This window comes from Nocardioides sp. NPDC004968 (assembly GCF_040608935.1).
Taxonomy (GTDB): Bacteria; Actinomycetota; Actinomycetes; order Propionibacteriales; family Nocardioidaceae; genus Nocardioides.
The window spans coordinates 205852-219254 of sequence record NZ_JBEXJF010000003.1 but is presented as its reverse complement, the minus strand read 5'-3'; the positions used below and the strand labels follow the sequence as shown (position 1 = coordinate 219254).

Annotated in this window: 13 protein-coding genes; 12 read left to right on the top strand and 1 reads right to left on the bottom strand. The window is 68.2% G+C overall.

The window, feature by feature from the left end; all coding sequences use genetic code 11:
- The first annotated feature begins 15 nt into the window (after positions 1–15).
- The 10 genes from ABZU72_RS05715 (at position 16) to ABZU72_RS05670 (ending at position 8140) form a co-directional block, all read left to right on the top strand.
- Positions 16–930 carry an FtsQ-type POTRA domain-containing protein gene (locus tag ABZU72_RS05715; RefSeq protein ID WP_355017903.1) on the top strand — a complete coding sequence of 305 codons (915 nt, stop codon included), beginning with the start codon at positions 16–18 and terminating at the stop codon, positions 928–930.
- Positions 931–1114: 184 nt separating this feature from the next.
- Positions 1115–2344, top strand: coding sequence for a cell division protein FtsZ (gene ftsZ, locus ABZU72_RS05710; RefSeq protein WP_355017902.1), 1230 nt, complete (start codon positions 1115–1117; stop codon positions 2342–2344).
- Between the two features lie 9 nt (positions 2345–2353).
- Positions 2354–3064: a peptidoglycan editing factor PgeF gene (gene pgeF, locus ABZU72_RS05705; RefSeq protein WP_355017901.1), complete on the top strand. Its 711-nt coding sequence runs from the start codon at positions 2354–2356 to the stop codon at positions 3062–3064.
- The gene (locus ABZU72_RS05700) at positions 3064–3768 is read left to right on the top strand and encodes a YggS family pyridoxal phosphate-dependent enzyme (RefSeq protein WP_355017900.1); all 705 of its coding nucleotides are present in this window, start codon (positions 3064–3066) and stop codon (positions 3766–3768) included. The genes pgeF and ABZU72_RS05700 overlap by 1 nt, the downstream gene beginning before the upstream one ends.
- 116 nt (positions 3769–3884) lie before the next feature.
- Entirely contained in the window at positions 3885–4370 is a 486-nt protein-coding gene (gene sepF, locus ABZU72_RS05695) for a cell division protein SepF (protein WP_141803932.1), read from the top strand.
- 152 nt (positions 4371–4522) lie between these two features.
- Positions 4523–5290: a DivIVA domain-containing protein gene (locus ABZU72_RS05690; protein WP_229788310.1), complete on the top strand. Its 768-nt coding sequence runs from the start codon at positions 4523–4525 to the stop codon at positions 5288–5290.
- A 469-nt stretch (positions 5291–5759) separates the two neighbouring features.
- On the top strand, positions 5760–6188 hold the full coding sequence (locus ABZU72_RS05685; RefSeq protein ID WP_160024321.1) for a TraR/DksA family transcriptional regulator: 429 nt from the start codon (positions 5760–5762) through the stop codon (positions 6186–6188).
- Between the two features lie 29 nt (positions 6189–6217).
- Positions 6218–6757: a signal peptidase II gene (lspA, locus tag ABZU72_RS05680; protein WP_355017899.1), complete on the top strand. Its 540-nt coding sequence runs from the start codon at positions 6218–6220 to the stop codon at positions 6755–6757.
- Positions 6754–7695, top strand: coding sequence for an RluA family pseudouridine synthase (locus ABZU72_RS05675; RefSeq protein WP_355017898.1), 942 nt, complete (start codon positions 6754–6756; stop codon positions 7693–7695). The genes lspA and ABZU72_RS05675 overlap by 4 nt, the downstream gene beginning before the upstream one ends.
- On the top strand, positions 7673–8140 hold the full coding sequence (locus ABZU72_RS05670) for a GNAT family N-acetyltransferase (protein WP_355017897.1): 468 nt from the start codon (positions 7673–7675) through the stop codon (positions 8138–8140). Before ABZU72_RS05675 ends, ABZU72_RS05670 begins: the two co-directional genes overlap by 23 nt.
- A 1-nt stretch (position 8141) precedes the next feature.
- Here the strand turns inward: ABZU72_RS05670 and mmuM are convergent, their stop codons facing one another.
- Positions 8142–9005, bottom strand: coding sequence for a homocysteine S-methyltransferase (gene mmuM, locus ABZU72_RS05665; RefSeq protein WP_355017896.1), 864 nt, complete (start codon positions 9003–9005; stop codon positions 8142–8144).
- A 161-nt stretch (positions 9006–9166) separates the two neighbouring features.
- Here mmuM and dnaE point away from each other — a divergent pair, with 161 nt between their 5' ends.
- The gene (gene dnaE / locus ABZU72_RS05660) at positions 9167–12751 is read left to right on the top strand and encodes a DNA polymerase III subunit alpha (protein ID WP_355017895.1); all 3585 of its coding nucleotides are present in this window, start codon (positions 9167–9169) and stop codon (positions 12749–12751) included.
- Positions 12736–13365, top strand: coding sequence for a hypothetical protein (locus ABZU72_RS05655; RefSeq protein WP_355017894.1), 630 nt, complete (start codon positions 12736–12738; stop codon positions 13363–13365). The genes dnaE and ABZU72_RS05655 overlap by 16 nt, the downstream gene beginning before the upstream one ends.
- Positions 13366–13403: the final 38 nt, after the last annotated feature.

Genomic DNA, 13403 nt, shown 5'->3' with positions numbered 1-13403 from the left:
CTGGGGGAGGCGAGCATGGGGGAGAAGGGGTCGGGCGTCGAGACGGAGATCGCCGAAGCCCTGGAGATCGCCCAGTCGGCGTCGGGGGAGCGCGAGATCGACCTCGACGGCGAGGAGGCCAAGGCCGGCGCTGAGTCGAGCACCGAACCGGAGTCGGAGGAGTCTCAGGACGAGCCCGCTGCGGTCGATTCGGCGACCCTGAAGAGCCGCAAGGCCTTCGCCCGGCGCCAGTGGCGCCGGCGCTGGCTGGCGTGGCGCTATCTGATCGTCGGCACCCTGGTCATCGCGCTCCTGCTCGGTGGAATCTGGGCGGTCTACTTCTCCACCTGGCTGCAGGTCAAGGGCACCTCCGTGCACGGCTCGATGAAGATGACCAGCGCGAAGCAGGTCGTCGAGTTCGCGGCGGTCCCGGTCGGCGAGCCGCTGGCCACCGCTGACCTCGAGGCAGTGCAGGTGCGCGTGCTCAACGGGCTGCCGATGGTGCGCTCGGTCAACGTCTCGCGCGAGTGGCCCGACAAGATCCGGGTCGACGTCACCGAACGTACGCCGGTGGCCGTCGTCTCCATCGGCGGCCGGCTCCGTGCGCTCGACGAGACCGGCACCGTCTTCTGGGACTACAAGAAGGCGCCGCGAGGTCTGCCGATGGTGAACACCGTCACCGGCACCAACTCCGACGCACTCCGCGAGGCCGCCGCGGTGGCCTCGGCGCTCCCGCCCGACCTCGCCAAGACGGTCGACCACGTCGAGGTGACCACCGTCGACTCGATCTCCCTGGAACTGCGCAACGACAAGCGGGTGGTGTGGGGGAGCAGCGCCCAGTCCGACACCAAGGCCGACGTGCTGGTCGCGTTGATGAAGGCCGAGCCCGACGTGTCCCGCTACGACGTCTCCGTACCCGGCCAGCCCGTCACCAGCAAGAGCGTCGACTGATCCTCTACCGGACGGCAACGGATGGGCACAACTGATCCGCGTCCGCGTGTCGCGCCAGTTTGAGGACGTACGTCTGCCTACTGTTCTGAGAACGGCGAGGTTGACATAACTATAACCCTCAGGCTGAGGGTAAGGGTTAAGAACCGGCCGTAAGAACCAACCATCGATCGAAGGGGCGACCACCGTGGGAGCTGCACAGAACTATCTGGCGATCATCAAGGTCGTCGGCATCGGTGGCGGCGGCGTCAACGCTGTCAACCGGATGATCGAGGTCGGCCTCAAGGGGGTCGAGTTCATCGCCATCAACACCGACGCCCAGGCGCTGCTGATGAGCGACGCCGACGTCAAGCTCGACATCGGTCGCGAGCTCACCCGCGGTCTCGGTGCCGGCGCCAACCCGAGCGTCGGGGAGAGCGCCGCCGAGGACCACGCCGACGAGATCGAAGAGGTCATCAAGGGCGCCGACATGGTCTTCGTGACCGCCGGCGAGGGTGGCGGCACCGGCACCGGTGGCGCCCCGGTCGTGGCCCGCATCGCCCGCTCCCTCGGCGCCCTGACCATCGGTGTGGTGACCCGCCCGTTCGCCTTCGAGGGCCGTCGTCGCGCCAACTCCGCCGAGGAGGGGATCAGCAAGCTCCGCGAGGAGGTCGACACCCTCATCGTCATCCCCAACGACCGCCTGCTGTCGATCTCAGACCGCAACGTGTCGGTGATGGACGCGTTCCGCCAGGCCGACCAGGTGCTGCTGCAGGGTGTCTCCGGCATCACCGACCTGATCACCACGCCCGGCCTGATCAACCTCGACTTCGCCGACGTGAAGTCGGTCATGTCCAACGCCGGCTCGGCGCTGATGGGCATCGGCTCGGCGCGCGGTGACAACCGCAGCGTCGAGGCCGCCGAGATGGCCGTCTCCTCGCCGCTGCTGGAGGCATCGATCGACGGCGCCCACGGGGTCCTGCTCTCGATCGCGGGTGGCTCCGACCTCGGCCTCTTCGAGATCAACGAGGCCGCCGCGCTGGTCGCCGACGCGGTCCACGAGGAAGCCAACATCATCTTCGGCGCGACCATCGACGACGCGCTCGGTGACGAGGTCCGGGTCACGGTGATCGCCGCCGGCTTCGACGGTGGCATGCCCAAGCGCCGCGAGGGCGCCTCGGCGCTCGGCAGCGTGCAGGGCCGCTCCAGCGCCTCCCAGTCCACCAACAACGGTGAGACCGCCGCCGTGGCCACCGCGGTCGCGACCCGGCGCACCGAGGAGGCCGAGGAGACCCCGGCCGCCGCGCCGGCCAAGCCCGCCCCGGCCACGCCTCCGCCCGCGGCTCCGCCGGCCGAGCCCGCCCCGGTCGCCAAGAAGCCTGCTCCGAGCGTCCAGTACAGCGACGATGAGCTCGACGTTCCCGATTTCTTGAAGTAGGTCCCTCGCTTGTATTCGTTCCGAGCCTCAGCAGGCCTCGTCGACCTGGCGTTCACCGACAGGTACGGCGGGGTCAGTCTCGCTCCGTACGCCGAGCTCAACCTGGCGGTCAACGGCTCGGACTCGCCGGAGGCGAAGGCCGAGAACCATCGGCTGCTGCTGGCTGACTTCGCCGACGGCGCGCCCTATGCCGACCTCTACCAGGTCCACGGCAACGCGGTCGTCGACGCGGAGTGCGGCACCCGCCCCGAGGCGGACGGAATCGTGACCACCGAGCGTGACCTGGTGCTGTTGGTCCGCACCGCCGACTGCGTACCCGTGCTGTTCGCGGACGAGGCGGCCGGGGTCATCGGCGCGGCGCACGCCGGACGCAAGGGGATGGCGGCCGGGGTCGTGCCCGAGACCATCGCCCGGATGCGCGCGCTCGGCGCGACACGGATCAGCGCCTGGGTGGGGCCGCACGTGTGCGGCAAGTGCTACGAGGTGCCTGCCGAGATGCAGGAGGAGATCGTCGCGGTCGAGCCGGCCGCACGCGCCACCACGAGCTGGGGCACCCCGAGCCTCGACGTCGGCGCCGGAGTGCTCGCCCAGCTGGCTCGCGAGGGCGTCGAGACGGTCGACGCCAGCCGCTGCACCCGCGAGTCCGACGACCTCTACTCCTACCGTCGCGACGGCGCCGGCATGTCGCTGGGCGCCCTGATCCGGCTGCGTGGTGCCTGATGGCGACCGATCGCGCCGATGAGATCGCCGCGGGGCTCGCCGAGACCCGCGAGCGGGTCGCGGTGGCCGCCAAGGCCGCCGGTCGCCCCGCCGACGACGTCCACCTGGTCGTGGTCACCAAGTTCTTCCCCGCCTCCGACGTACGCATCCTGGCCGGCCTCGGCGTCACCGACGTCGGCGAGAACCGCCACCAGGAGGCGGCGGCCAAGGCGGCCGAGTGCGCCGACCTCGGTCTGCGATGGCACTACATCGGCGGGCTCCAGTCCAACAAGGCGGCCGCCGTGGCCGGCTACGCCGACGTGGTCGAGTCCGTCGACCGGTCCTCGCTGCTGCCCCGGCTCAGCCGCGGCGCGGGGGAGCGCGGCCAGATCCTCGACGTCCTCCTGCAGGTATCCCTCGACCCGCTCGGGCGCGAGGGTCGCGCCGGGGCGGATCCCGGTGACGTACGCGACCTGGCTGCTGAGGTCGAGGCGACCGACGGGCTCCGGCTGCGGGGGCTGATGGCGGTCGCGCCTCTCGGTGAGGAACCGGAGCCGGCGTTCGTCCGGCTGGCGCGGATCCGGGAGGACTTCCTGGTCGAGTATCCCGAGGCGACAGTGCTGTCGGCGGGGATGAGCGGCGACCTGGAGCAGGCGATTGCCCATGGCGCGACACACGTACGTGTCGGGTCTGCGGTCCTCGGACAGAGGCCAACTGTCAAGTAATGTCTCGGGAAGCAATACTTTGGGGAAGGTGGCTACATGAGTGAGCGTCAGCGAACGGCTAGGAACCTCAGGCCGCCGCGTCCGTATTCTTGTGGTTGCCCTACGGAGGTGGCGGCATGAGCGGCGCGATGCGCAGGTTCGGTGAATACCTCGGCCTGCTCGAGGACACCGGGTACGACGACGATGTCTACGAGGGTGACGACGACGAGACCCGCTCCCACCAGGCCGTCAAGGCGCCGGTGCGGTCGAAGCAGTCACGCCCGGCTCCGGTGGCTGACCTTTCCGAGCGGCGACGAGCAACGGTGGTGCCTGCAGTGGCAGAGCTTTCCAAGATCATCACGCTGACCCCGACGTCCTACAACGAAGCGCGTCAGATCGGCGAGAACTACCGCGACGGCACGCCGGTGATCATGAACCTCACCGAGATGAACGATCCGGACGCGAAACGGCTTGTCGACTTTGCGGCCGGCCTGATCTTTGCTACCTATGGGAACATCGAGAGGGTCACCAACAAGGTGTTTCTTATCTCACCTGCGAACGTTTCGGTCACGGCTGAGGCAAAGCAGAGGATCGTTGAGGGCGGCTTCTTCAACCAGAGCTGAGGCCTTCGACACCTGCTCGTAGGTGCCTGGATGCGGTCCGCATCTGGCATGTCTACGGACAGGCGCTAGAGTTTCGACAGCATTACCTGATGCCGCCCCCCGGCGGTGCAGTCCGTACGTCTGAGTCAACCGAGTAATGAATGGGTGAGGTCATGCCGCTGACGCCAGAGGACGTGAGCAACAAGCGCTTTACTCCCGTCCGGCTCCGCGAGGGCTACGACATGGGCGAGGTGGACCAGTTCCTCGACGAGGTCGAGGCCGAACTGGCACGTCTCACCCGGGAGAACGACGACCTTCGCGGGAAGTTGGCATCTGCGCAGTCGGGTGGGGGTCCGTCCTTCCCGATGGCTCCCGAGCCGCCTGCTCCTGAGCCGATGCCGGCTCCTGAGCCGGTCTCGCACCAGATGCCGATGTATCAGGAGGCACCGCAGACCGGCGGCATCGAGACGATCCGGGTCGAGACCGTGCCGGAGGCGTCCAACGCCGCCGCGCGCCTGCTCGAGCTGGCCACGCGCAACCACGACGCGCTCATCGACACTGCCAAGAACGACGCCGACAAGATCGTCGGCGAGGCTCGCACCAAGGCCGAGCGCCTCGAGGCCGAGTCGAAGTCGAAGGCCGACCGCATGGAGGCTGACGCGCGCACCCGTGCGCAGATGCTCGACAGCGAGACCGCCGAGCGTCGCCAGCAGCTCTTCGGCGAGCTCGAGCGTGAGAAGGACAACCTGACCACCGAGGTCGACACCCTGCGCAACTTCGAGCGTGAGTACCGCTCCCGCCTGAAGAGCTACTTCACGCAGCAGCTCGACGCGCTCAACAACTCGGCTGAGTCACAGGCGCCTGTGATGGCCGCCGCCGTCAACGAGTCGGGCCCGGCGCCCAAGCGCCTGCGCTCCATCCTGGGGGAGGACGAGGGCTGAGGTCCTCGTAGTCAGGCTTCCATCGGCCGGTCCCGCATCGCGGGGCCGGCCGATGCGTACGTCCGCTGTGTCCTGACGGAGCCCGCCGGCTGCGGCAGGAACGCGTTGTAGCAGGTGAGGCGGGTCCTGTAAGAGGATTTCGGAGTTTTTCCGCGCTGCGGACCAATATGCGTGCAGTTTCGGTGTGTTAGTTGAGTGGAGCCGAATCCCGGGCTACATTCCGGGCACGCACTCCGCACCGACTCGGCGGCGCGAAGTGACGGCAGGAGAAAGGGGACTCCATGTCTGTACCGATGAGGTGTCGCGCCAGCGCGGCAGTCGGGCGCGTCCAGGTGGCGACGCCCGAGCTTTCTGGGAATACCAGCTCCTACGTCACGGCTTCCACGTCGGTGGCCGCGGCGAGCGCCTAAGCCATAACTGACCACCGTGCGGCCCGGGGGGCCGTGTCACACACCAGAAAGCGAGTGCCGTGCCTAAGAAAGCAACCAAGACCGTCGTCTCTCCTGACCAGTTGAAGGTCAAGGACGGCGAGGACCCGTGGACGAAGGATGAGCTCAACGAGGTCATCGACGAGCTTCACGAGATGAGAGCTCACAGCCTCGAGGTGCTCACCGCTCTCGAAGCCGAGCTCTCCGGCCTGATGAAGGACTCCGGCGACGGCGCCGGCCAGGACCAGGCCGACATGGGCGCGACCAGCTTCGAGCGTGACCACGAGCTGACCGTGGTCAACAGCGAGAAGGACAAGCTGGCCCAGATCGAGCGTGTCCTGGGATACCTCGAGGACGGCTCGTACGGCATCTGTGAGTCGTGTGGGGAGCCGATCGGCAAGATGCGGCTCATGGCGTTCCCGCGTGCCACACTGTGCATGACATGCAAGCAGCGCGAGGAGCGTCGCTGAGCGACGCACATACCGGTCCTGAGTCCGACGTGCGCCCTGTTCGATGGGCCGAGTTCGCGACCGTCGCAGTGTTTCTGCTGGTCATCGACCAGATCACGAAGCTCTGGGCGGTCGCGACGCTCGTTCCCGGGCAGCCGCAGGAGTTCATCGGCTCGGTGCTCCAGTTCAACATCATCCGCAACCCGGGAGCAGCCTTCTCGACCGGGACCGGCTACACCTGGGTCTTCACGACGCTCTCGATCGCGGCCACGATCGGTGTGCTCTGGTTCGCGCGCCGGGTGCGTCACCGCGGCTGGGCCATCGCGCTCGGCATCCTGGTCGCCGGCATCAGCGGCAACCTGGTCGACCGGCTCCTGCGTGAGCCGGGCTTCTACGTCGGGCACGTCGTCGACTTCCTGCAGCTGCCCAACTGGCCGATCTTCAACGTCGCCGACATGTGCATCAACGTCGCCGCGGTGCTGATCGTGATCTTCTCGTTCAAGGGGATCGGGCTCGACGGGTCGATCGACGGCGGTGCCGCGGACGAGTCCGAGGACACCTCGGACGAGCCCGAGGGCGAGAAGAAGTGAACTTCGGTCACGCCGACCAGCGCACGCTGCACGTCCCCGACGGTCTGGAGGGGGAGCGGGTCGACGCCGCCATGGCGCGGCTGTTCGGCCTCTCCCGCACCCGTGCGGCAGAGCTGATCGCCGAAGGGCTGGTGACCGTGGACGGCTCGGCCGTGGCCAAGAGCGACCGGGTCAGTGCCGGGTCGATGCTCGACGCGACGATCCCGTCGCAGGCAGACCCCCTCGAGATCAAGCCCGAGATCGTCGAGGGCATCAAGATCATCTACGACGACGACGCCTTCGTGGTGATCGACAAGCCGGTCGGCGTGGCCGTCCATCCCTCGCCGGGCTGGCAGGGGAAGACCGTCGTCGGCCACCTCGTCGCGGCCGGCTTCCGGATCTCCACCTCGGGGGCCAAGGAGCGCGAGGGCATCGTCCAGCGCCTCGACGTCGGCACCTCGGGCGTGATGGTGATCGCCAAGTCCGAGCACGCCTACTCCGTCCTCAAGAACGCGTTCCGGCAGCGTACGGTCGACAAGACCTACCACGCTCTGGTCCAGGGCCACCCCGACCCGCTCGAGGGGACGATCGACGCACCGATCGGGCGCAACCCGAAGTACGACTACAAGTTCGCGGTCCGCGCGGACGGGCGTCAGTCGGTGACCCACTACGAGACGCTCGAGGCGCATCGGTTCGCCTCGCTGCTCGAGATCCACCTCGAGACCGGGCGCACCCACCAGATCCGCGTCCACATGTCGGCGCTGAAGCACCCGTGCGTCGGCGACCTCACCTACGGCGCCGACCCCGCCCTGGCGCGGCGCGTCGGGGTCGAGCGGCAGTGGCTGCACGCGGTGCAGCTCGGCTTCGAGCACCCGGAGACCGGTGAGTACGTCACCTTCGAGTCGACCTACCCAGACGACCTCCAGCACGCCCTCGATGTCATCCGCGACTCCGACTGAGGCGGTACTCCGCCCGGCGGAGTCCGAGGACATCGCCGAGATCGTCCGCACCTACGTCGAGGCACGTGCCGCCGCGCCGATGCCGGCTCCGATCTACCCCGAGTCGGACATCCGGGAGTGGCTCGCGGTCAAGGTCCTGGCGCCCCAGAAGGGGTCGCAGGTCTGGGTCGCGGAGGTCGACGGCGTCGTCTCGGCCTTCGTCGCCTTCACCCCGACCTGGCTCGACGACCTCTTCGTCCACCCTCGCGCCCAGGGCGCCGGCCTCGGCACCATGCTGCTCGACCTGGTGAAGTCGCTGACCGCCGACGGCTTCGGCCTGTGGGTCTTCGAGATGAACACCCCCGCGCGGGCCTTCTACGCCCGGCACGGACTGCGCGAGGTCGAGCGGACCGACGGCTCGGCCAACCAGGAGAAGACCCCCGACGTACGGATGGCCTGGCCCTGACCTACTCGCCCTTGAGGTGGTCCATCTCGGCCGCGATGCGGGCGATCTCGGCGGGGCCGACGCGGCAGCAGCCGCCGACGTACTCAGCCCCGGCGCTGACCCAGGAGAGGGCCTCTCCGGGCCGGAAGCGAGGGGTGCCGGTCCAGGCGCCGTCGGAGTACGTCTCACCGGTGTTGGGGTAGACGACGGCGGGCTCGCCGGTGGCGGTGGCCAGCTGGATGGCGGCGGGGACGTCGGCGGGGTCGCAGCAGTTGACGCCGACGGCGACGACCGAGCGGATGCCCGCGGCCAGCGCCAGTGCGTCGGCCAGGGGCTGGTCGGCGCGGGTGCGGGTGCCGGCGCAGGAGTAGGAGAACCACACCGGGAGGCCGATGTCGTCGAGCAGGTCGACGAGCACCTCGGCCTCCTCGATGTCGGGGATGGTCTCGACCGCGATGAGATCGGGGTCCTCGGTCTCGAGCAGCGCCAGCCGGGGTGCGTGGAAGTCACGCAGTACGGCCGCCGAGACGCCGTAGCGGCCGCGGTACTCCGACCCGTCGGCCAGGTAGGCGCCGTAGGGCCCGATCGAGGCGGCGACCAGGCGTCCGGGAGCCTCCTCAGCGACCTCACGCGCGACGCGGACACTGCGGCGCAGCAGCTCGGTGGCGTACGTCTGGGTCATCCCGGCCTCCACGAAACCGGGCACGCTGGCCTGGTAGCTGGCGGTCGTGGCGACGTCGGCCCCGGCGGTGAAGTAGGCGCGGTGGACCGCGGCGATCTCCGCGGGTGACTCGTCCAGCAGCCGGGCCGTCCACAGGGCTCCGGAGACGTCGTGACCGCGTGCTTCCAGCGCGTTGGACAGGCCGCCGTCGAGGATCGTCACCATGACTCAAGACTGTACGGCCAGCCGCCCGAGAAACGCCCTGGGGCGTCGACGAAACTGTCGGTGCCGCCAGATAGTCTGTAGTCCTTCCCCCAGGTCGTCCGTTTGAGCACGGGCTCCTGCGCCCGCTCCATCCGTTCGACCTCGAGGAGGGCTCCACGCCAATGGCGGCCGGCTCCAAGGACTCATTCGTCCACCTGCACGTCCACACCGAATACTCGATGCTGGACGGAGCCTCGCTCCTCGACGGGCTGTTCTCGCGCACCGCCGAGCTGGAGATGCCGGCGATCGCGATGACCGACCACGGCAACATGCACGGCGCCTACGACTTCTGGTCGAAGGCCCGCAAGCACGACGTCAAGCCGATCATCGGCATCGAGGCCTACATCACGCCGAACACCCCGCGCGGCGAGCGCAAGCGGGTGCGGTGGGGCAAGGGCGACCGGGCGCAGGAGGGCGGCGACGACGTCTCGGGTGGTGGCGCCTACACCCACATGACGATGTGGGCCGAGTCCACCGAGGGGATGCACAACCTCTTCCGGCTCTCGAGCCGCTCGAGCCTGGAGGGCTATTACTTCAAGCCGCGGATGGACAAGGAGATCCTCGCCGAGCACTCCAAGGGGATCATCGTCTCCACCGGCTGTCCCTCGGGCGCGATCCAGACCCGGCTGCGGCTGGGCCAGTGGGACGAGGCGCTCAAGGAGGCCGGCGAGCTGCAGGACATCTTCGGGAAGGACAACGTCTTCCTCGAGCTGATGGACCACGGCATCTCCATCGAGAAGCGGGTCCGCGACGACCTGCTCAAGCTCGGCAAGGCGATGAACATCCGCCCGGTCGCGACCAACGACTCCCACTACAACAACCCCGAGGACGCCGCCGCCCACGAGGCGCTGCTGTGCGTCCAGTCGGGCAGCCGGATGACCGAGCCGCCCTACTCCAAGGGCGGCAAGCGGTTCGCGTTCGAGGGCAGCGGCTACTACATCAAGACCGCCGCCGAGATGCGCGAGCTGTGGGGCCGGCAGGACCTGATCGAGGCCTGCGACAACACCCTGCTGATCGCCGAACGCTGCGACGTCCAGTTCACCGAGTCGACCGGTGGCTACATGGCGCTCGCCGACATCCCCGAGGGCGAGACCGAGGAGTCGTGGCTGCGCAAGGAGACCTGGCGCGGCATCGAGCTGCGCTACCCGGGTGAGAAGACGACCCAGGAGGTCCGGGACCGCGTCGAGTTCGAGATCGACGTCATCCTGCAGAAGGGCTACCCGGGCTACTTCCTGGTGGTCGCCGACTTCATCCAGTGGTCCAAGGACAACGGCATCCGGATCGGACCGGGCCGTGGTTCCGGTGCCGGCTCGATCGTGGCGTACGCGCTGCGGATCACCGATCTCGACCCGCTCGAGCACGGACTCTTCTTCGAGCGGTTCCTCAACCCCGAACGTCCCTCGATGCCCGACTTCGACATCGACTTCGACGACCACCGCCGCGGCGAGACGATCAAGTACGTCACGGAGAAGTACGGCGCGGAGAAGGTCGCCCAGATCGCCACCTTCGGCCGGATCAAGGCCAAGCAGGCGATCAAGGACGCGGCCCGAATCCTCGACCACGGCTTCGCGATCGGCGACCGGATCACCAAGGCGCTGCCGCCCGACGTGATGGGCAAGGGGGTTCCGCTCAAGGAGCTGTTCAACCCCGACCACAAGCGCTACGGCGAGGGCGGCGACTTCCGGGCCCTGCACGACACCGACCCCGACGTCCGCAAGATCTACGAGACCGCGCTCGGTCTCGAGGGCCAGATCCGGCAGACCGGCATCCACGCCGCGGGCGTGATCATGGCCTCCGAGCCGATCATCGACGTCGTCCCGCTGATGGAGCCCAAGCAGGACGGCCAGGTCGTCACGCAGTTCGAGTATCCGACCTGTGAGGCGCTCGGCCTGGTCAAGATGGACTTCCTCGGCCTCTCCAACCTCCACACCCTCGAGGACGCGCTCGGCAACATCCGCGCGAACCGCGACATCGATCTGGTGCTCGAGGAGGTCCCGTTCGACGACAAGCCGACCTACGAGCTGATGCAGCGCGGCGACACGCTCGGCGTCTTCCAGCTCGATGGTGGTGGCATGCGCGCGCTGCTGCGCTCGATGCTGCCCGACCGGTTCGCCGACATCACCGCGGTCTCCGCGCTCTACCGGCCCGGCCCGATGGGCGCCGACTCCCACAACAAGTACGCCCACCGCAAGAACGGCCGCGAGCCGATCGTGCCGATCCACCCCGAGCTCGAGAAGCCGCTCGCCGAGGTGCTGGGGGAGACGTACGGCCTGATTGTCTATCAGGAGCAGGTGATGTCGATCGCCCAGGTCCTGGCCGGGTTCTCGCTCGGACAGGCCGACAACCTGCGCCGCGCGATGGGCAAGAAGAAGAAGGCCGAGCTCGACAAGCAGTACGCCGGCTTCCAGGCCGGCATGCTCGAGCGCGGCTACTCCCAGAAGGCGATCGACACGATCTGGGAGATCCTGCTGCCGTTCTCCGACTACGCCTTCAACAAGTCGCACTCGGCGGCCTACGGCGTGGTCACCTACTGGACCGCCTACCTCAAGGCCAACTACCCGACCGAATACATGGCCGCGCTCTTGACCTCGGTCAAGAACGACAAGGACAAGATGGCGATCTACCTCAACGAGTGTCGCCGGATGAAGATCGCGGTGCTGCCGCCCGACGTCAACGAGTCCGCCCACGACTTCACCGCGGTCGGCAGTGACATCCGCTTCGGCCTGACCGCCGTGCGCAACGTCGGCGCCCAGGTGGTCGACGGGATCGTCGAGGCCCGCACCTCCAAGGGCCGGTTCGAGGACTTCAACGACTATCTCTCCAAGGTGCCCGAGCGAGCCTGCAACAAGCGCGTGATCGAGTCGCTGATCAAGGCCGGTGCCTTCGACGACATGAAGCACCGCCGTCGCGCGCTGGTGGCGATCCACGAGACCGCCGTGGACCAGTACATCGACATCAAGCGCAACGAGGCGATCGGCCAGGACTCGCTCTTCGGCGGCCTCGACGAGGACGGCGGCGACGGCTTCGGCGTCTCGGTGGCCATCCCCGACATGGACGAGTGGGACAAGATGACCCTGCTCGGCCATGAGCGGGAGATGCTGGGTCTCTACGTCTCCGACCACCCGCTGATGGGCCTGGAGCACGTCCTCGCCAACGGCACCGACTGCACCATCGGTCAGCTGATGACCGACGAGACGCGGCCCCACAACACCACCGTCACGGTCTCTGGGCTGGTCACCAACGTCAACCGGCGCATCACCAAGAAGGGCGACGCCTGGGCGACGGTGACCCTTGAGGACCTCGAGGGCTCGGTCGAGGTGCTGCTCTTCCCGTCGTCCTACCAGCTGGCCGCGCCGCATCTGGTCGAGGACGGGATCATCCGGGTCAAGGGCCAGCTCTCCCGCGACAAGGATCAGCCCGAGCTGCGTGGCCAGGAGGTCACCGTCCCCGACCTGACCGGCGGCCCGGGTGCGGCTGGGGGGCCGGTGGTGATCTCGCTGCCGTCGACGCGGTGCACGCCGCAGGTGATCGCGTCGCTGCGTGACGTACTGACCACCTATCCCGGAGTAGCCGAGGTCAGGCTACGGTTGATGACACGGGACGCGACCCGGGTCATGAAGCTCGATGACCGGCTGCGGGTGGCACCGACTCCCGAGCTGTTCGCCGACCTCAAACAACTCCTCGGACCAGGATGCCTGACAATCTGATCGTGCCGCCGCCGCCCAGTCTCTACGCGACCGGCCACCGCTCCGCCCGCCCCGACCTGTCCCGCCCGGTGCTGGTCCAGGTGGCCATCATCGTGGCCGCCTTCATCGTCGGCGGCCTTGCGGCTGGTCTCGCGGCGGCGACGTTGTGGACGCCGCCGACCGGGATGGTGCTCGAGGACAAGTGGTACCGGGGGCTCATCTCGATCGACCCGCCCGCCATCGGGCAGAACATCGATCAGGGCGTCTTCGCCGCGACCGCCTGGTTCTCGGTCTGTGCGATCGTGCTCGGCCTGCTGGTCGGCATCGCGGCCGCGGTCTGGCTCAACCGCTCCGAGCTGGTCACCCTCGGTGCGCTGATGGTCGGCGGTGCGATCGGTGGCGGCCTGATGCTGCTGATCACCTCGCTGCTCTCGCCCGAGGACCCCAATGGTCTCGCCAAGGGTGCCGCCGACGGCACCGTGCTCGAGGACAGCTTCCAGCTGGCCTCGCCGTGGCTGGTCCTGCTAGTCCCGGGCTCGGCGATGCTGGCGCTGATGGTCATCTTCTTGATGTGGGCGCCGCACCCTCCCGCGGATCACGAGCTCGACGGGCAGCAGTCCGCGACCGAAAGGTAAATTCGGCGGACAGCCTCCGTTGGGCGGCGTAGATTCAA

Coding starts and splice junctions, on each gene's coding strand:
- ABZU72_RS05670 (WP_355017897.1), top strand. CDS start 7,673: ATGTCATCCGCGACTCCGACTGAGGCGGTACTCCGCCCGGCGGAGTCC.
- ABZU72_RS05655 (WP_355017894.1), top strand. CDS start 12,736: ATGCCTGACAATCTGATCGTGCCGCCGCCGCCCAGTCTCTACGCGACC.
- sepF (WP_141803932.1), top strand. CDS start 3,885: ATGAGCGGCGCGATGCGCAGGTTCGGTGAATACCTCGGCCTGCTCGAG.
- ABZU72_RS05715 (WP_355017903.1), top strand. CDS start 16: ATGGGGGAGAAGGGGTCGGGCGTCGAGACGGAGATCGCCGAAGCCCTG.
- dnaE (WP_355017895.1), top strand. CDS start 9,167: ATGGCGGCCGGCTCCAAGGACTCATTCGTCCACCTGCACGTCCACACC.
- mmuM (WP_355017896.1), bottom strand. CDS start 9,005: ATGGTGACGATCCTCGACGGCGGCCTGTCCAACGCGCTGGAAGCACGC.
- ABZU72_RS05690 (WP_229788310.1), top strand. CDS start 4,523: ATGCCGCTGACGCCAGAGGACGTGAGCAACAAGCGCTTTACTCCCGTC.
- ABZU72_RS05700 (WP_355017900.1), top strand. CDS start 3,064: ATGGCGACCGATCGCGCCGATGAGATCGCCGCGGGGCTCGCCGAGACC.